This window comes from Streptomyces tsukubensis (genome assembly GCF_003932715.1).
GTDB lineage: Bacteria > Actinomycetota > Actinomycetes > Streptomycetales > Streptomycetaceae > Streptomyces > Streptomyces tsukubensis.
Genome location: NZ_CP020700.1, coordinates 7,902,699 through 7,920,990, shown reverse-complemented (window position 1 = coordinate 7,920,990; position 18,292 = coordinate 7,902,699). Strand labels below are relative to the sequence as shown.

13 protein-coding genes are annotated in these 18,292 nt (G+C 73.5%); 10 read left to right on the top strand and 3 right to left on the bottom strand.

What is annotated here, in order from left to right; translation table 11 throughout:
• Positions 1–48: 48 nt before the first annotated feature.
• Positions 49–1,320 carry a serine hydrolase domain-containing protein gene (locus B7R87_RS32495; RefSeq protein WP_045852713.1) on the bottom strand — a complete coding sequence of 424 codons (1,272 nt, stop codon included), beginning with the start codon at positions 1,318–1,320 and terminating at the stop codon, positions 49–51.
• Positions 1,321–1,629: 309 nt separating this feature from the next.
• Between B7R87_RS32495 and B7R87_RS32490 the strand changes: the two genes are divergently transcribed.
• Together B7R87_RS32490 and B7R87_RS32485 are read left to right on the top strand one after the other, a co-directional pair.
• Complete coding sequence (locus B7R87_RS32490; RefSeq protein WP_040912762.1) at positions 1,630–1,881, top strand: DUF397 domain-containing protein; 252 nt, start codon at positions 1,630–1,632, stop codon at positions 1,879–1,881.
• Between the two features lie 86 nt (positions 1,882–1,967).
• Complete coding sequence (locus tag B7R87_RS32485) at positions 1,968–2,879, top strand: helix-turn-helix domain-containing protein (RefSeq protein ID WP_040912764.1); 912 nt, start codon at positions 1,968–1,970, stop codon at positions 2,877–2,879.
• Between the two features lie 72 nt (positions 2,880–2,951).
• On the opposite strand, the gene B7R87_RS32480 is transcribed toward B7R87_RS32485, so the two are convergent.
• Positions 2,952–3,764, bottom strand: a complete 813-nt coding sequence (locus tag B7R87_RS32480) for an SAM-dependent methyltransferase (protein ID WP_006344716.1) — start codon at positions 3,762–3,764, stop codon at positions 2,952–2,954.
• Between the two features lie 232 nt (positions 3,765–3,996).
• On the opposite strand from B7R87_RS32480, the gene B7R87_RS32475 reads away from it, so the two are divergent.
• The 6 genes from B7R87_RS32475 to B7R87_RS32450 all read left to right on the top strand — a co-directional run bounded on the left by B7R87_RS32475 (position 3,997) and on the right by B7R87_RS32450 (position 12,999).
• On the top strand, positions 3,997–5,043 hold the full coding sequence (locus tag B7R87_RS32475) for an iron-siderophore ABC transporter substrate-binding protein (RefSeq protein WP_006344717.1): 1,047 nt from the start codon (positions 3,997–3,999) through the stop codon (positions 5,041–5,043).
• 23 nt (positions 5,044–5,066) lie between these two features.
• Entirely contained in the window at positions 5,067–6,101 is a 1,035-nt protein-coding gene (locus B7R87_RS32470; protein WP_006344718.1) for a FecCD family ABC transporter permease, read from the top strand.
• Positions 6,098–7,213: a FecCD family ABC transporter permease gene (locus tag B7R87_RS32465; RefSeq protein ID WP_006344719.1), complete on the top strand. Its 1,116-nt coding sequence runs from the start codon at positions 6,098–6,100 to the stop codon at positions 7,211–7,213. Before B7R87_RS32470 ends, B7R87_RS32465 begins: the two co-directional genes overlap by 4 nt.
• Positions 7,214–7,511: 298 nt before the next feature.
• Positions 7,512–9,992 (top strand): SpoIIE family protein phosphatase, encoded by a 2,481-nt coding sequence (locus tag B7R87_RS32460; protein ID WP_045852714.1) that lies wholly within the window; start codon positions 7,512–7,514, stop codon positions 9,990–9,992.
• 198 nt (positions 9,993–10,190) lie between these two features.
• Entirely contained in the window at positions 10,191–11,462 is a 1,272-nt protein-coding gene (locus B7R87_RS32455; protein ID WP_233168995.1) for an MFS transporter, read from the top strand.
• 286 nt (positions 11,463–11,748) lie between these two features.
• Complete coding sequence (locus tag B7R87_RS32450; RefSeq protein ID WP_078901992.1) at positions 11,749–12,999, top strand: glycosyltransferase; 1,251 nt, start codon at positions 11,749–11,751, stop codon at positions 12,997–12,999.
• A gap of 84 nt (positions 13,000–13,083) precedes the next feature.
• Here the strand turns inward: B7R87_RS32450 and B7R87_RS32445 are convergent, their stop codons facing one another.
• The gene (locus tag B7R87_RS32445) at positions 13,084–13,923 is read right to left on the bottom strand and encodes a nitroreductase/quinone reductase family protein (RefSeq protein WP_006344724.1); all 840 of its coding nucleotides are present in this window, start codon (positions 13,921–13,923) and stop codon (positions 13,084–13,086) included.
• Between the two features lie 1,294 nt (positions 13,924–15,217).
• Between B7R87_RS32445 and B7R87_RS32440 the strand changes: the two genes are divergently transcribed.
• Both B7R87_RS32440 and secD read left to right on the top strand, forming a co-directional pair.
• Positions 15,218–15,634 carry a hypothetical protein gene (locus tag B7R87_RS32440; RefSeq protein WP_130585121.1) on the top strand — a complete coding sequence of 139 codons (417 nt, stop codon included), beginning with the start codon at positions 15,218–15,220 and terminating at the stop codon, positions 15,632–15,634.
• Positions 15,635–15,898: 264 nt separating this feature from the next.
• Positions 15,899–18,241 (top strand): protein translocase subunit SecD, encoded by a 2,343-nt coding sequence (gene secD, locus B7R87_RS32435; protein WP_006344725.1) that lies wholly within the window; start codon positions 15,899–15,901, stop codon positions 18,239–18,241.
• Positions 18,242–18,292: the final 51 nt, after the last annotated feature.

Sequence of the window (18,292 nt, the reverse complement as noted above, 5' to 3'; positions counted from 1 at the left end):
CGAGCCGGGAGAACAGGGCCACCGGTCACCGCGGGGAGGTGCCGCGGGTCAGGGTGACGGGGTGCCGCTGGGCTCCGGGCTGTCGGCCGGTGCGGGGGACGTGGCGGACGGCGGTGCCGATTCCTTCCCCTGGGTGGTCTGGGTGGTGGCCGACGGCAGGGCGTAGACATGGCCGGGGGTGACGATCTCGGTGACGGCCGTGGCGAAGAGGGTGCTCGGCTCGGCACCGTCGTGCAGAATGTCCGTATTGAGGACGATGACCATCGTGGCCTGTGCCTCGGGCAGATAGACGGCGACCGCCTCGTACCCGGGCAGGGAGCCGTTGTGGCCGATCCAGCCGTTGCTCTTGAAGATGCCCAGCCCGTAGCCGGTGCCCGGATCGGACGTGCCTTCGAAGTCGAGCCGCTGGGCCTGGGTTTCGGGGGTGAGCAGGGTGCCGGTGGCCAGGGTCCCGGCCCAGCTCCGCAGATCCTCCAGGTCCGAGATCATCGCCCCGGCGGCCCAGCCCCACGAGGGGTTCCAGTCCGTGGCGTCCTCGACCTTCCCGGATGCGGTCTGGTCGGTGTAGCCGTGGGCGTGCGGGCTGGGGAACTCGGCGCCGACCGGGAAGAGGGTGCGGTCGAGTCCCGCCGGGTCGAGGACATGGTCCTGGATATAGCGGCCGAGGGTGGTGCCGCCGGCCTTCTCCACGACCAGCCCCAGCAGGATGAGGTTGGTGTTGCAGTAGTCGAAGCGCTCGCCGGGCGGGAAGAGCACCGGGTGCTTGAAGGAGTAGTCGAGCAGCTCCTGCGGGGTGAAGGGCCGCTCCGGGTCGGAGGTCAGGGCCTGGTAGAAGTCCGGGTCCTCGGAGTAGTTGAAGAGCCCGCTGCGCATCCCCGCAAGCCGGCGCAGGGTGATGGTGTCGCCGTTGGGGACCCCGGACACGTACCGGCCGATCGGATCGTCGAGGCCCACCTTTCCCTCGTCGACGAGTTCGAGGAGGGCCGTGACGGTGAACGTCTTGGTCAGGCTGCCGATCCGGGTGTAGAGGCCGCTGTCCATGGGGGCGCCGGTGGTCTTGTCCGCGACGCCGAAGGAGCGGACGTAGCTGCCCTTGCCGGGTGCCCACAGACCCACCGTCACACCGGGCACCGAGGTCTCCTTCAGGACCTTCCGGACGGCGTCGTCGAGTTTCGCGGCGACGGACGCGTCGAGGTCGGGGAAGGCGGCGCTCGGTGAGGGTGACGGGGTACGGGCGGAGCCCTCGGCGGCGGCGACGGCGTACGGCGCGGGGGCGGGGGCGGCGTACGCGAGGCCGGAGGACACCGGTACGGCCAGCATCGCGGCGACCGCCGCACTCACCCACACGGTGCGCCGGTGCGGTGACGGACCCTTCACGGCGCCCCTCCTCCTGACGGGGACAGGGGCCAGTCCAGGCTAGGCCCGTCCGGGTGAGCCCGCACGGCGGGGCGGCGGCCGTCCGGGGCGGAGCCCGGAGCCCGGGCCGCCCGCGTGGGCCCGTGCGAGCGGGGGGCGGAGTCCGGCCGTCCGGCGGCGTGCAATTGCATATGGGATTGCATCCGGGTTTCGCTTCGGTGGAGAGTGGACGGACCGGTTCCCGCAAGGACCGGAAGCTGAATGACGTGTTCGATGAGGGGCCTCGCAGTGGAACAGATCTACAACGGTGTGCGGGCGACCGCACTGTCCTCGGTGACCTGGACGAAGAGCAGTCACAGCAATGCCACGGGGAACTGTGTGGAGCTGGCCGCGCTCCCGGACGGCGCGGTGGCGATCCGCAACTCCCGCGACCCCCACGGCCCGGCGCTGATCTATACGCGGGACGAGGTCGCCGCGTTTGTGGCGGGTGCCCGCGCAGGCGATTTCGACGCGGTTATCGGCTGAGAACCTCCGGGCGGGCGCGGGGGCTCCGGCCGGCGGCCGCGGCATGGTGAATACTGGCGTTTTCCCCGCATCCGCAGGAGCGCCCGATGGCTGCAGCCGACCCTCATGAGCCGTGGTTTCTCCGGCCCTTGGGCCCGGTGGAGAACAATCCGACGGCGCTGCGGCTGATTCTCGGCGGCAAACTCCGCGAACTGCGGATCGCGGCGGGCCTGGAGCCCGCGGACGTGGACTCCCGGCTCGGCTTCTCCCGTTCGAAGACCAGCCGGATCGAACTCGGCCGGCACGGCTGCAAACGCCCCGACGCCCTGGCATTGCTGCGGTTGTACGGGGTGGAGGGCGAGGAGCGGGTCGGGGAGTTCATGCGGCTCCTCGACCAGTCCCACCGGTCGGACTGGTGGCGCTCGTACAGCGATGTGCTCTCGGACTTCTTCACCCCGCTCGTCGCCCTGGAGGGGGCGGCGGAGCGGATCCGGACCTATGAGCCGTTCTATGTGCCCGGGCTGCTCCAGACGCCCGCGTACACCCATGCCGTGATCAAGGCGGGCCCGGGCGGGCTGCCGGCCCGGGACGCGATCCGCCGGGTGGAGCTGCGGCAGGAGCGGCAGCGGCAGCTCGACCTGCCGGACGCACCGCGGCTGTGGGCGATCGTCGACGAGTCCGTGCTGCTGCGGGCGGTGGGCGGCCGGGAGGTGATGCGGTCTCAGCTGGAGCATCTGCTGAAGATGATGGAGCGGCCGCGGGTCACGCTCCAGGTGGCGCCGCTGGATGTGTCGGGGGCGATCGGGATCGGCACCGGCGTGACCTTTCTGCGGTTCGCGCTGGGCGATCTGAAGGACGCGGTGTACGTCGAGCATCTGACGGACTCGACGTTCAGCCAGAAGCCCCGGGTGGTGGAGGAGTACCGCGACATGCTGGACCGGCTGGGGGCCTGTGCGCTCACCCCTGTCGAATCGGCGAAAGTCCTGCGCAGACAGCTCGGGGTGCTGAGTACGCCCTGAGGGCTGCCGGTGTCCGGCTCCCCGCGCCCCGCGGACCGGAGGCCGGAGAGAGCGCGGGAGCCGTACGCGGCGTCAGCCGATCCGGGCGACGCCGCCCCATTCGAGCCATTCGTCGGTCTGCTGCACGGGGGCGAGATCGCTGTCGGGCCGCCACTTCGACACCTCGACCAGACCCGGTGCGAGGATCTCGAACCCGTCGAGGTAGGCGCGGACCTCGTGCTCCTCCCTGACCCGGCCCCAGGCACCGCCGGTCGCCTCCGCCATGAAGTCGGTGACGTAGCCGCGGATCTCGGGACGGTCGCTGACCAGCTGGCAGACGACGAGGAAACTGCCGGGCGCGAGGGATCCGGCGACCCGGCGCAGCAGGGCCGCCGGGTCGCTCTCGTCCGGGATGCAGTGCAGGACCGAGACGAAGAGCGCGGCGACGGGCCGGTCGAAGTCGATGAGCCGGCGGGTCTCCTCGTGGCGCAGGATGCCGTCCGTGTCCCGCAGATCGGCCTGGACGACGGCGGTGCGGTCGTCCTCTTCGAGCAGGGCCCGGCCGTGGGCGAGGACGATCGGGTCGTTGTCGATGTACACGACCCGGGAAGCGGGGTCGACCGCCTGGGCGACCTGGTGGACGTTGTCCCGGGTGGGCAGGCCCGAGCCGTGGTCGATGAACTGGCGTATGCCGTAGTCGCGGGCGAGGACGCGCACCGCGCGCTGGAGGAAGCGGCGGTTGTTGACGGCCAGGACACGGGTGCTGGGCACCTGTTTCAGAAGCTCCTCGCTGGCGATGCGGTCGGCCGCGTAGTGATCGCTGCCGCCCAGGTAGTAGTCGTACATCCGGGCCACGCTCGGCACGGTGGTGTCGACGGCGTCGGGGCGCCACGACGTGGTCTGCATCCGGTACTCACCCGCATCCTCGGTCGCTTCAGCGGTGCCATGCTAGGGGCTGTCCGGCAGGCGGTGTCCGGTCCGGATGAGTGGCCCGTACCGGGCGGGCAAAGGCTGTTTCCGGCCAGAGTTGAACATCAAGACATTATTAGCTTAGGCTTGCCTAACTCGACCGCGTCCGACCCTGATCGGCGCTTCGGCCATCAGTTCTGCACTTCTCACAACCCTTTGAGGAACATCCATGCTCGGGTTCACTCGCGTACGTCGTCGCGCCCTCGCCGCTGCGGCCACGGCCGCTGCCGTCGTCCTCACCGTCGGCGGCTGCTCGAAGGACGACGGCGGCAAGGAGTCCTCCGGCTCCGCGGACAAGAGCAGCGGTGCGTTCCCCGTCACCATCAAGAGCGCCCTCGGCTCCGCGGAGATCAAGAAGGCGCCGAAGCGGATCGTCACCCTGGGCCAGGGCTCGGCCGAGACCGCGATAGCCCTCGGCACCACGCCGGTCGGCATCGAGGGCTACCCCTGGGGCAGCGACAAGACCGGCTATCTGCCGTGGATCCACGAGGCCGTCACGAAGAAGGGCGAGAAGCTGCCCAAGCAGTTCACGGGCGGCGAGGAACTGGACACCGAGGCGATCCTGGAGCTGGACCCCGATCTGATCCTGGCGCCCTGGTCGGGCATCACCCAGAAGCAGTTCGACGTCCTCAAGGACATCGCCCCCACGATCGCCTACCCGGACCTGCCGTGGAGCACGAACTGGGACCAGCAGATCGAGACCATCGCCACGGCCATGGGCAAGCCCGAGGAGGCGAAGAAGCTCGTCGCCGGCATCGAGAAGCAGCTCGCCGACGCCGCGGCCACCCGCCCCCAGTACAAGGACCTGAAGTTCTCGTACATCTACAACAGCGGTCCCGGCACCCTCGGCGTGTTCAAGCCCGAGGAGCAGCGGGTCAAGATGGTCTCCTCCCTCGGCCTCACGGTCGACCCGGTGGTGAACCAGTTCCCGGAGACCAAGGGCACCGACTCGGCGCTGATCGGTCTGGAGAACGCCGGGAAGCTGAAGGACAGCGACCTGGTCTTCACGTTCTACACGGACGAGAAGAACCGCCAGGAAATCGAGAAGCAGCCGCTGTACGCGGGCATCCCGGCGGTCAAGAAGGGCGCCGTCGTCGTCGGTGACACGCCTTCCTTCGTCACCGCGTCGTCCATCATCAACCCGCTGACCGTGCCGTGGGTCGTCGACCGCTACCTGCCGCTGATCGACAAGGCCGTCGCCGCGGCCAAGAAGTAGGACCGTAAGGACCGTACCGCCAGATGGCCACGATCTCACCGGCACCGCCGGGCGGTGTCTCCCGTACGGGGGGCACCGCCCGGCGGGTTGTCGGCATGTCCGCGGGGCTGCTGCTCCTCGCCCTCGCCCTGTTCGCCAGCATCATGTTCGGCAGCCGGACGACCTCGTTCGGGGATGTGGTGGACGTGCTTTCGGGCACGGCCGACGCCCAGCTCACCGCGGTCGTCGAGAGCCGCTATCCGCGGACCGCGCTGGGGGTGCTCGCCGGGCTCGCACTCGCCGTCGCGGGCACCCTGATGCAGGGCGTGAGCCGTAACGCGCTCGCCGAGCCGGGGCTGCTCGGCATCAACGCGGGCGCCTCCGCGAGCATCGTCACCGCGACCGCCTTCCTCGGCGCGAGCGGCGGCACGGCCACCATGTGGTGGGCGCTGCCCGGCGCCCTGCTGGCGGGCGTGCTCGTCCTGGCGATCGGCTCCGGGGGCTCGGGCCGCAGCCAGGTGCGGCTGGTCCTGGCGGGGGCGGTGCTCTCCGCCGTACTGATGGCGTTCATCCAGGCCGTGACACTGACCCGGCCGCAGGTGTTCGACAGCTACCGGTACTGGGTGGTCGGCGCGCTCGGCGGCCGGGACTTCGAGGTGTTCCGGGCGATGCTGCCCTTCGCCTGCGCGGGCCTGGTACTGGCCCTGCTGCTGGCGCGCGGGCTGAACGCGCTGGCGCTGGGTGATGCCACGGCCGCCGCACTGGGCGCCCGGCCCTGGCTGGTCCGCTCCGGCGGACTGCTGGCCGCGACCCTGCTGAGCGCGTCCGCGACGGCGGCGGTGGGGCCGATCGCCTTCGTCGGGCTGGCCGTGCCGCATGTGGTGCGGGCCGTCGTCGGGGTCGACTTCCACCGGCAGATCCTGTTCTCGTGCGTGGCGGGGCCCGCACTGCTGCTGATCGCCGATGTGGTGGGACGGATCGTGCTGCGCCCGCAGGAACTGATGGTCGGGGTCGTGACCGCATTCGTCGGCGCACCGGCCCTGCTGGTCGCGGTGCGACGGATGAGGGGGAACGCATGACCGCCCCGGAGACCCGGGTACGCGACCGGGCACCGCTGGAGACACCGCTCCCCGGTCCGGCCGTGCCGCGGGCCGCCGGACGCCCGAAGGGGCTGCTGCGGATCGGTCCGTACGCCACCGTGTCCGTACGTCCCGTCGCCGTCCTCGTCGCCCTCGGTCTGCTGCTGCTGACCGCGGCCACCGCGGTGGCGACCCTCTCGATGGGCCGGCTCGGGATCCCGCTCGCCGAACTCGGTACGGCGCTGGGCGGCGGTGCCGAGGGCCGGGACGCCTTCGTCCTGGAGCGGCTGCGCGGGCCCCGGCTGGTGGTCGCCGTCGGCACCGGGATCGCGCTGGGGCTGTCCGGCGCGCTGTTCCAGTCGGCCACCCGCAATCCGCTGGGCAGTCCGGATGTGATCGGGGTGGCCGCGGGGGCCGGCGCGGGAGCGGCGATGGCCGCGCTGTTCCTACCGGGCACCCTCCCGGTCCCGGTCGGGGCGCTCCTCGGGGCGGTCCTGGCGATGGTGCTCGTCTATGTGTCGACGGGCACCGGCTTCCGCAATCCGGCGCGGCTGGTGGTCGCGGGCATCGGGGTGGCGGCGATCTGCCAGGCGATGACGCAGTACGTCGTGTACGCGATGGAGCGGGACAACGCGTCCGCGCTGACGGCGTACATCAACGGCAGTCTGTCGTCGCGGTCGTGGGAGGACGCGACGACCATCGGCCTGGTGCTGCTGGCGGCGGTGGTCCCGCTGGCGCTGCTGGCGCGTCCGCTGGGCGCGGCCGAAATGGGTGACGACATCGCCCAGGGGCTGGGGGCCGAACCGCGGCGGACGAAATCGCTGGCCGTGGTGCTGGCGATCGTGCTGGCGGCGGGGGCGGTCGCGGTGGCGGGCCCGATCGCGTTCATCGCCCTGACCGCGCCGCAGGTCGCGAAGCGGCTGACCCGGCTGCCGGGTCCGCATCTGGTGCTGTCGGGGCTGACGGGGGCGCTGCTGCTGGTGCTGGCCGATCTCTGTGCGCAGCAGTTGCCGCTCTTCGACAATCTGCCCGTCGGGATCTACACCATGGCGATCGGCGGGGCGTATCTCGGCCTGCTGCTGTTGCAGGAGCGGCGGCGCGGAAGGCTCTGAGCAGCGGCCGTCTCCGCGAGGTTCCGGACGGGGCCGTTCGCGCGGCGCGGAAAGGCTCTGAGCAGGGGTGTTGACCGGGGCCTTGAGGTGCCGGGGCCCTGCCGGTGGCGGCCGCCGGGCGGCCCGGGCGGCGGGGACCGGCGCGCTTCCCGGTACGTGGTGGTGCCAACCCTCCCCCAGTACGCGTCGCGCACCCTAGAGTGGGCGACCACGGCGGGGGCCTCTGTCCGGCCGGTTCCGGCCGCCCCGGGCGCCGTGGCAGCTGAGCACGGCCGTGGCTTTGGGGGCGATACGGGCCTTGACCAGGCAAGACTTTACGTTCTGCGGGGCCGGTTGTGCGGCCGTGTATCTGCTGGACGAGGGAGGGGACCGGCTGCGGCTCGCCGAGGCCGCGGAAGGACCCGGTGCCGGGTACGGGATGCCGCCGTCCCTCCGGCTCGCCGACCGCTCCCCCGTCGCCGAGGCCTTCCGCACCGGGCGGCCCCACTGGCTGGGACCCGGTGCGCTCACCGTCCCCGGCGAGTCCGGGGCGGCAGGGGCGGCCGGGTGGGAGGAAGCGGACGACGAGACGGCCGCGCTGGCGAAGTCGGCCGCGGGCTGGCCCGTGGACACCTCCCTGGCCGTGCTGCCGCTCGGCGGGCACGCCGGACGGCGCGGCTGTCTGGTGGTGGCGGGGTTCGCGCCGGGGGGTTTCGACGCCGACCACCGATTACTGCTGGAGCTGTACGCGGACCAGGTGGCCGCCCGGGTCGAGGCCTTCGAGTCCCGGCTGGTACGGCGCGGGGAGCCGCACCCCGAGGGCGGGGCCGGTCTGGTGCCGGTGCGCAGCGGGGCGTTCGTCGTCGACCTGGCGACCGGCGCGATGACCGCCGACGATCAGGTGCTCGACCTCCTCGGTCTGCCGCCCGGCGAGTTCGACGGGCGGGCGGCGACGCTGATCGCCTGTGCCGTGCCGGACGATATTCCGGCGCTGATGTCGGTGGTGGAGCCGGGGCCGTGGGCGCCCCCGGAGCACCAGCTGGCGTTCCGGGTCCGCTGTCTCAGCGGTGAGCTGCGCTGGCTGGGGCTGCGCTGCCGGATCCTCGTGGCGTCCGACGGGACCCCGGGCCGGCTGCTGGGGGTCGTCGCGGACGCCGCCTATCTGCGGCCGAATGCCGACGAGGTCTCGCAGGTCCAGCGGCTGTCGGCGGCGCTGGCGGGGGCGGCGACGGTCCGCGAGGTGAGCGAGACGGCGGTGGCCGCGCTGCGGGTGCCGCTGGGCGCGAGCCGGGTCGCGGTGGCGGAGGTGGTCGCGGAGCGGCTCTTCGTCACCCTGCTCGACCCGCCCGAACCCGAGGCCTGGCCCGGTCTGTGGCGTACGGAATGGCGTTCGGAGTGGCCTGACGCGGCGGGCAGCGCGCTGCCCACGCTCCGCCGGGCGCTGCGCGAGGGGGCCGTCACCGCCTGGCTGCCGGGGGCCGATCTCGAACCGGGGCTGGTGGACGTCGGTCCCGGCGGTCTCGCGGTGCTGCCGCTCCAGTCCGACGGCCGGGTGGTCGGCGTCTGTCTGGTGGGCTGGGACGAGGAGCACCGGTTCGGCCCCGAGGAAAGGTCTCTGCTGACGGCGGCGGCCAGTCTGGTGGGCCGGGCGCTGATGCGGGCCCATACCCTCGACGCCCGTACGGAGCTGGCGCGTACGCTCCAGCGGAGTCTGCTGCCGCGCACCCTGCCCCGGCTGCCGGGGGCGCGGGCCGTCGCCCGCTATCTGCCGGCGACGGAGGGACTGGAGGTCGGCGGCGACTGGTACGACGTGATACCGCTGCCGGACCGGCGGGTGGCCCTGGTCATCGGCGATGTGCAGGGGCACAGCGCGGAGGCGGCGACCATCATGGGGCAGATGCGGACGGCGATCCGGGCGTACGCGGTGGAGGGCCATCCGCCCGATGTGGTGCTGAGCCTGGCGAACCGGCTGCTGACGGGCATGGAGACCGATCTCTTCGCGACCTGCTGCTATGTGGACCTCGACCTGGAGGACGGATCGGCGCTGCTGGTGCGGGCGGGCCATACGTCTCCGCTGCTGCGGCATCCGGAAGGTGCCACCGAGGAGCTGGCCGTGCGCGGCGGGCCGCCGCTCGGGGTCGTACCGGACGCGCAGTACCCCATGACCGAGGCGGGGCTGAAGCCGGGGACGGTCCTCACGCTGCTGACGGACGGTCTGGTCGAGGCGGCGGATCTGCCGCTGGACGACGGGATGGCCCGGTTACGGACCCTGCTGTCGGCGATCGACCCGGCGGATCCGGGGCGGGCGGCCGACGAGCTGCTGACCAATGTGGAGCGGCGGGACGACGATGTGGCGGTGCTGCTGCTGCGGTACGACGGTACGGACGTCCGGCCGCAGCGGGCCCGCTGGGCGGTGTGGCGGCTGCCGGACGCGATCGTGCACGCCCGCCGGTTCACCGAGCGCACCCTGCGGTCGTGGGGTGCGGCCGGACCGCTGGACGTACCGCTGCTGATCGTGTCCGAGCTGGTGACGAACGCGGTGGCGCACACCCGGGGGCAGGTGGGTCTCGACCTGACGCTGACCGGGGCGAAGCTGCGGATCTCGGTCAACGACTCGTCGCCGCGCGGGCCGATGCGGCCGATCGTGCTGGACCCGGACGCGACCTCGGGCCGGGGGCTGCTGCTCGTCAAGGCGCTGGCGACGGCGTCGGGTTCGCTGCCCTTCGCCGGGGGCAAGCGGGTGTGGGCGGAGACGGCGGTGGAGCTGGGCGGGGCAGGGGGTGCGGAGCGGCCGGGGTGATCATGCCGTGATACCCCGCTGCGGGGAGCCGTCCCTCGTACGATCGGTGCATGAGACGACGACATTGATACCCCGCGGCGGTCCGTCTTCCCGGACCGGAGAGTGCCGGTGCGGCGGCCGGAGCGTGCTGCCGCGGACCGCCGGTGGTGCGTGCCCGTGCCGCCCGCCGTCCGTCCTCATCTCTCCGGAGCCGTCGTCGTGCCCTTGTTCTCCACGGATCCGTCGCTCTCCGCCGAAGCCCGCGGGCCGCTGCCGCCCGGCCGTGCGCTGCGCCGGCTGGAGCGGTGGCTGTACGCGTATGCCGCGCTGAAGGATCTCGTCCTCCTCTATCCCGTCTACGCCCTGCTCTTCGCCGGACACGGGCTGAGTACGGGTCAGATCTCGTCCCTGTTCGTCATCTGGTCGGTCACCGGGGTGGTGGCCGAGGTGCCGTCGGGTGTCTGGGCCGATACGGTCTCGCGCCGCTCGGCCCTGGTCGCCGGTGCCCTGCTGACGGGTGCCGGGTTCGGGCTGTGGGTGGCCGTGCCGTCGTACGCGGCGTTCGCCGCGGGTTTCGCGCTGTGGGGGCTGGGCGGTGCGCTGGGCTCGGGGGCGCTGGAGGCGCTGGTGTACGAGGAGTTGGAGCAGCTCGGTGCCACGGACCGGTACGCGGGGCTGACGGGCCGGGCGGCGGCGGTCGCGACGGTGGCCACCGCGGTGGCGACCGCGGCCGCAGCTCCGGTGTTCGCGGCCGGTGGTTTCACGGCGCTGGGGGCCGCGAGCACGGCTGCGTGTCTGCTGTGCGCGGGGGCCGCGGCGGCCCTGCCGGAGCGGCGCGGCGGTCCGGCACGGTTCGCGGACGACGGCGAGGACGACGGCGAGGCCGCGGGCGGGGGTGCGGGCGTCGGTTACGGTGCGACGCTGCGGGCCGGGCTCGGTGAGGTACGGCGGATTCCGGCCGTCCGGTACGCCGTTCTCGCGGTGATCGTGCTGACGACCGTCTGGGGTTCGCTCGACGAGTACGTGCCCCTGCTGGCCGCCGCGACGGGGACGGCCGTCGGTGACGTCCCGCTGCTGGTCCTGGTGGTGTACGCGGGGGTGGCGGTCGGCGGTGTCCTGGCCGGCCGGGCCCGGCGGTGGGGCGCCGGCGCGACGGCGGGGCTCCTCGCCGGGGCGGCGCTGCTGATGGCGGTCGGCGCCCTGTCGGGCTCCCCCTTCGGCTTCGCGCTGCTGGCCCCGGCGTTCCTGGTGTTCCAGCTGACCGATGTGGTCGCCGACGCCCGCCTCCAGGAGTCCCTGACCGGCCGGGCGCGGGCGACCGTGACGTCGCTGGCGGGGCTCGGGACCGAGCTGACGACGCTGCTGGTGTACGGGTTGTACGGCGCCGCGTCCGGACACGCAGACCACGGCACGCTGTTCGCGCTGTTCGCCGTTCCGTATGTGGTGTTCGCGGCCGCTCTGGCGGTACGGGCGCAGCGCGGCGGGCCCTAGCGGGTGCGGGCGGTGGCCGGAAGGCACCGGCGCCGCTGCGGGCGGGTTGCCCGTGGCTGTACCGTTTGCGCGCCGTCCCTGGATACGGGCGATCCGGCCGGGGGGCCGGATCGCCACCCGGGCTGCCCGCGGGTGCCGCACGGGACCGGTCCCGGCACCGGATGCGTCCTCGTCGATCGGTAGGCCCGGCAGTCCGGTCCGGGTGGGCTTTCCGCTCTGGCCGGATCCGGACGGGCCGGACCGGGTGCGGCCGCTCGGGCGGTTCCCGCCGGGCCATACTGCGATCATGCGAGTGGCGGTCATGACGGCGGGCTCCCGGGGCGATGTGGCTCCTTTCACCGGACTCGGGCACGGTCTGGCGCGGGCCGGGCACGAGGTCACCCTGGTGACCCACGAACGGTTCGGGCCGCTGGCGGAGGCGGCGGGGATCGGCTTCCGTCCGCTGCCCGTCGATCCGCGGGCCGAACTGGAGTCGACCGCCGGGCGGGGACTGCACCGCAGCGGCACGGGGGCGGGAAAGCTGGTGCGGGTGGTCGCGCTGGCGCGGGCCGTGGCGGGGGAGCTGGCGGCGGGCCTGCAGGCGGCGGCCGAGGACAGCGACGTCCTGCTGCTCTCCGTTTCGGTGGCTCCGCTGGGCCTGGCGATCGCCGAGGGGCTGAAACTGCCGAGCCTCGGCGTGTATCTCCAACCGCATGCCGTCACGGGGGAGTTCGCGCCGCCGATGATCGGAACGCGGTCCCTGGGGCGGCCGGGGAACCGGCTGGCGGCACGGGCGGTGAACGCGGCCGTCGACGCGATCTTCACGGATGCGGTCCATGAGCTGCGGGCCGGGCTGGGGCTGCCCCGCGCGGGGACACGGGCCGCCCGGCGGTCCCGGGAGGCCATGGACTGGCCGGTGCTCCACGGTTTCAGCGAGCGGATCGTGCCCCGGCCCGCCGACTGGCGGCCCGGGCTGCAGGTCGCGGGCTACTGGTGGCCGTACGACTCCCCCACCGCCGGGCTCCCCGCCGAACTGAGCGCGTTCCTCGGTGCCGGACCGCCGCCGGTCTTCGTGGGCCTGGGCAGTGCCACCACGCCCGATCCCGAACAGGTCGGCGCGACGGTGGTCCGGGCGCTGCGCGCGGCGGGCCTGCGCGGGGTGATCCAGTCCGGCTGGGCCGGACTGCGGGCCGACGGCGACGACATGCTGACCATCGGCGAGGTGCCGCACCGGGATCTCTTCCCCCGGACGGCCGCCGTGGTCCACGCCTGCGGCGCCGGGACCACGGCGGCCGGACTGCGGGCCGGTGTCCCCGCGGTGCCGGTGCCCGTCCAGTTCGACCAGTCGTTCTGGGCGGCCCGGCTCACCGCCCTGGGCGTCGCGCCCGGCGCCGTACCGCTGCGCAGGCTGACGGCCCCCGCACTGACCGCCGCGCTCCGGAAGGCCACCGGTGACGAGACCTATCGGGTACGGGCCCGGGCGCTGGCGGCGCTGCTGGCCCGGGAGGACGGGATCGGGCCGGTGCTGGAGGCGGTGGAGGCCCGCGCCGGGGGCTGAGACCGGGCCGGGCGGGGACCGGAGGGTACGGCCTCCCCCGGCCAACCGGCCCGGGCGGGGAGACCGTACGGAATCCGTCGGCGCCTACCGGTCGAAGAGCGGTATGAGCTGCTTCTCCTCGTACACGAGATGTGCTTCCAGTTCGGCGGAGAGCCGGTCGACCTCGGCGAGGGTGGCCGCCGCGTCGGGCTTCTCCGCGGTGACGGCCCGCTGGAGTTCGCCGATCAGCTCCGCGACCCTCCGGTGCTCGTCCTCCAGCCGGGCCAGCACGTCCGCCAACTCGGGGAACTGCTGCGCCAGCATCGGGAACATGCCCTGGCTCTCGCCCTCGTGGTGGTTGTGCAGACCCTGGCAGAGGCTGAGGCAGTTGAGCCGGAGCTGGGCGCCGAGACTCGCGCCGGAGGCCGCGACCTCCTGCCGGATCAGTGCGAGTTCACGGCGCAGGACCCCGTGGATACGGACGAGGACGTCCCCGAAGGACTGGGAGCCGCTGATGGTGGGCGGTCCGTCGTGGGCGACCGGCCGGAGGGCGACGACGGGGATGGTCCGGGTGGTACGGCTCTGGTAATCGGCCCAGCCGTCGTCGCTCTCCACGGCCCGGGCGAAGGCCGCCTCGCGCTCCTCGCCGGTGAGGACGACGGCGTCCGCCTCGTAGGTGAAGACGCCGGTCTCGACATGGACGCGGGGGTGCGCCACGAGGTTGTGGTACCAGGCGGGGTGACGGGGGGCGCCCGCGGCGGAGGCGATGACGAGGACCTGCCCGTCGGCGTCCGGCAGATAGCCGAGGGGTGTGGTGTGCGGGGCGCCGCTGCGGGCACCGGTGGTGGTCAGCAGCAGGAGCCGGGCGCCTTCGAACGGACCGCCGACCCTGCCGTCGTTGGCCCGGAACTCTTCGATGATCTTCTGGTTGAAATCGTTGGCCATGCTCTTCTTCCGTGGAATCCGATGACGCCCGCGGCCGGTCGGCCGGAGTGTTCCGGCGCGTCCGGACGGGCCGTTGCGGAACGGCCCGGGGCGATGGTGCTCGGGGGAGGAAGAAGGTGCGGCGGGGCTCGTGCCCGCCCCGGAGTCACTCCGAGGCCGGGAACCCTTTGTGATCATGGCGCGAGGCCGACCCGGTAGTCACGTCGCCGACAGTAACCGACCTGCCGCGAGGGTCGCAACGCACTTCCGTTCGATCACTCGGGGATGCGCGTGCCGATGCCGTTACGGCGACATGTGACGAAACTTCCCGCCTCCGACTGCGGGCCGGAAGCGCCCACCAACCCTTTCCGGCCACACCTTGACAACGGACATAGCCCGCCATACCGCTCGGGCTTGACGGAATTCCGGATCCCCTCGCGGGCGACGGCGGCGCGCCCGGCACGGCCGGACGGCCGACCGGCCCGAGGGAACAGCAGGTCAGAAGCGTGACACCGGAAGGCACGGGAGCAGCTTCCGGACCCGGGCATTACACAGGAATCCTGCAGAAATATGAGAGGGCGTCACTTCGCTCTGCGCCCAATTCCGTTCGATTCCACCGCCCGCGCTGAGCTGCCCCGCGATCGGCCGCTGATCGAACACGGCGGGGGCTCCGGCCCTTGTGGCGCCCGGTACGCCCGCACAGGAACGGCGGACGGCCGGCGGGGGTCCTTGCGGTACCGCCGCCGACCGGAGACCCCGGCCCCGGCACGGCCCGCGGGGCCCGGTACCGGCGTCCGGCTTCACCCGTGCGGGACGCGCGTAGCACGGCCAAAAGACGTTCTTGTTCCGACGGGCACCCGGAGTCCAGGATTCCTAGCGCGCCGCTTGTCAGGGTCATGACCTGGATTGAGTCCCTGGGTCCTGCCTTCTCCGGCGTTCTCAACGGGCCCGCCCCCCAACGGGCCCTGTATCCACCCGGAGGAAGCGGTGCAGTTCCGGCGCTCGTCCCCCCACAGCGGCACCTTCCGGCGGCACGGCCGGACGGCCGCGCCGCCGGGGTGGCCGTGACGGCACCGGCCGCTCCCGCCACGGTGGCCGGGCCGGGCGGTGGCGCCCAGACACCACCGCCCGGCTGGGCCGCCACCGGGTGCCCGCACCCCCGGGGGTGCGGTCCTGACGGCCGCGGCCGGTGGTCCCCTGTCGGCGGGGGACCACCGGCCCCGGCTCCGCTCCACCGCCGGGCCACCGGGTCGCCCGCCGGTGGCGTCCCCTAGGCTGTGACCGGCAGAGGGTCCACGGCCGGGAGGGGGTCGGTGTGCGGCGGTACTCACGCATCGCGCTGTCGACCCTGTTGCCGGTCCTGCTGCTCGCCCTGTGGACCGCCTTCGCCGCACTGACCGGCGGGTCCCCGGTGTCCGGCGCTCCAAGCGCCACGGCCGTCGGGGCGAACGCGGTCACCCCGGTCCGTGCCGACACGCTCCAGCGGGCCGCTTCCGCCACGCGCTCCGATCCGCGCCGCACTCCCGTCGCCCCCGTGCAGACGGTGGTGGCGGCGGACAGCGGTGACCGTCCGGCCGGTCCGCCGACGGCGGCGTCCGGGCCCGTGACCACGGGGTTGCCGCAGCCGGTGACGGGCCGCGAGGCCGTCGGCCCGCGGCAGGAGCGCGCGCCCCCCGCCCGCGGCGTCGACACCCCTCGTACCAGGGCTCCTCCCTCTCCCCACGGCAACTGACGCTCCGGCGACCGCCCTTCGGTCGTGTCCGGCGCCTCCCGTCCGGCCCAGCGGCGGACGGGACCGCTCCGCGGACACTCCCCCGGCGGCCGCCGCCGTCCGTCGCGTCCCCGCACCCCGCAGGCAGCAGCCGGCCGGGGCCGCCGGACGCGCGCCCTCCGGTGCCGTGGTCCCTTGCCGCCCCCGTGCGGCCGTCCGACCGGGCCCGGACTCCTTCCCGTGTCCGCGGACGCGTCACGTCCGCGGACTGCCCGTGGAGCAGCCATGTCTTCCCGTACCTCACCCATATCGCGCGCATCGCGTACCTCGCGCGCACCCCGCGGCAACCTGTGGCGGGCACTCGCCGCGTTCGCCGTCGTCGCGGTCTCCCTGCTGATCGCCCTGACCTCGGCCCCGCGGCTGGGGCTCGACCTGCGGGGCGGTACCCGGATCGTCCTGGAGACCCGGGACTCCCCCACCGTGCGGGCCGACGCCGCCGCCACCGACCGGACCCTGGAGGTGCTCCGCCAGCGGGTGGACGCGCTCGGGGTGGCCGAGGCGTCCCTCGCGCGCTCCGGGGACCGGCGGATCGTGGTCGAACTTCCCGGTGTCGACAACCCCCGTGAGGCGGCGGCGGCGATCGGCCGGACCGCCCAGCTCACCTTCCACCCCGTCCGGGGCGCGACCGCCGGGCCCGCGGCCGCTCCGGCGGCGGACGGGTCGCGGGTGCTGCCCGACCCGGACGCACCGGGCAGCTTCCTGGCCCTGGCGCCTCCGGCACTGACCGGGAACGGGGTGAAGGACGCCGAGGCGGTGCTCGACCCCGCGTCGGGACGCGGCTGGACCGTCGATCTCGCGTTCCGCGGCGGCGGGGCGAAGGACTGGGCACGGATCACCGGGCAGGCGGCCTGTGCCGCGCCGGGCGATCCGGCGCGGCGGGTGGCGATCGTGCTCGACGACCGGATCGTCTCGGCCCCGGGGATGGAACGCACGGTGGCCTGCGGCGCGGGCATCACGGGCGGTTCGGCGCAGATCACGGGAGGGTTCGGCGGGGACGAGGCGCGGGAGCTGGCCGCGCTGGTGAAGGGCGGCGCACTGCCCGTGCCGGTCACCACCCTCCATCAGAGCACCGTCGGGCCCACGCTGGGCGAGGACGCGATCCGGGCGAGCTTCTGGGCGGCGGTCATCGGGCTGGTGTGCACGGGCGTGTTCATCGTCGTCGTGTACCGGCTGCTGGGGCTGCTGGCCACGGTGGCACTGGCGCTGTACGGGCTGATCTCGTACGCCGCGGTGGTGGCGCTGGGGGCGACGCTCACCCTGCCCGGGCTCGCCGGGTTCGTGCTGGCGATCGGGATCGCGGTCGACGCGAACGTCCTGGTCTTCGAACGGGCCCGGGAGGAGTTCCCGCGCGGGAAACGGGACGCGGTGGATCCCCGGAAACCGCTGCGGACCGGTTTCCGCAAGGCGTGGAGCGCCGTCGCGGACTCCCATGTGACGACACTGCTGGCGGCGGGGCTGCTGTTCGCCTTCGCGGTCGGCCCGGTCAAGGGCTTCGGGGTGACGCTCGCGATCGGCGTGCTGGCGTCCCTCGTCTCGGCCATGGTGATCACACGGCTGTTCGCCGAGTGGATCCTGCACCGGCCGTGGGTGCGACGGCGGCCGGGTCTGACCGGGATCGCGTCCAAGGGCAGGCTGCGGACCAGGCTGGAGAAGCGTCCGCCGAGGCTGATGCGCCGCCGGAAGCTGTGGCTCGGGCTGTGCGGCGGGCTGCTGCTGGCCGCGGTGGTCGGGATCGGGGTGCGCGGTCTCGAATTCGGCGTCGAGTTCACCGGGGGGCGTCAGACGGAGTACGTGACCGGGCGGACCGTCGACGCGGACACCGCGCGGCAGGCCGTATCGGACGCCGGGTTCCCGCGGGCCGTGGTTCAGGAGTCCGGCGAGGGCGGGATCACCGTACGGACCGGGGAGCTGAGCGATGCGGAGCAGTCGCGGATCTCGGCGGCGCTGGGCGAGGTCGCGGACGGGGCGCGGGTGGAGCGGGACGAGCGGATCGGGCCGAGTCTCGGCGCCGAGCTGCGCACTCAGGCGCTGATCGCGCTGGGGGTGGCCGTGGCGGCTCAGCTGGGCTATCTGGCACTGCGGTTCCGCTGGACCTTCGCGGTGTCGGCGGTGGCGGCGATGGCTCAGGACGTGCTGCTGGTGGTGGGGCTCTTCGCCTGGCTGGGAAAGCCCGTGGACAGTGTCTTCCTGGCGGCGCTGCTGACGGTCGTCGGCTATTCGGTGAACGATTCGGTGGTGGTGCTGGACCGGCTGCGGGAGCTGCGGCGTTCGGCGCCGCGCGCGGCGTGGCCCGATCTGGCGGACCTGGCGGTGGCGCAGACCCTGCCGCGGACCGTCAACACGGGTATGGGGGCGTTGTTCGTGCTGGCCGCCCTGGCCGTGCTGGGCGGCGATTCGCTGGCGGACTTCTCGGTGGCGCTGCTGGCGGGGGTCGTGGCGGGGGTGGCGTCCACGGTGTTCACGGCGATGCCGCTGGCGGTGATCCTGACCTCGGGCCGCCGGGACCGGCCGCGCCGGGAGCCGGTGCGCTCCGCGCGTGACCGGAATCCTTCGGGGGCGGTGGTCTGAGGCCGGGTGCCTCCGGCGGGGGTACGGTCCCGCGGGTCCGTACCCCCGCCG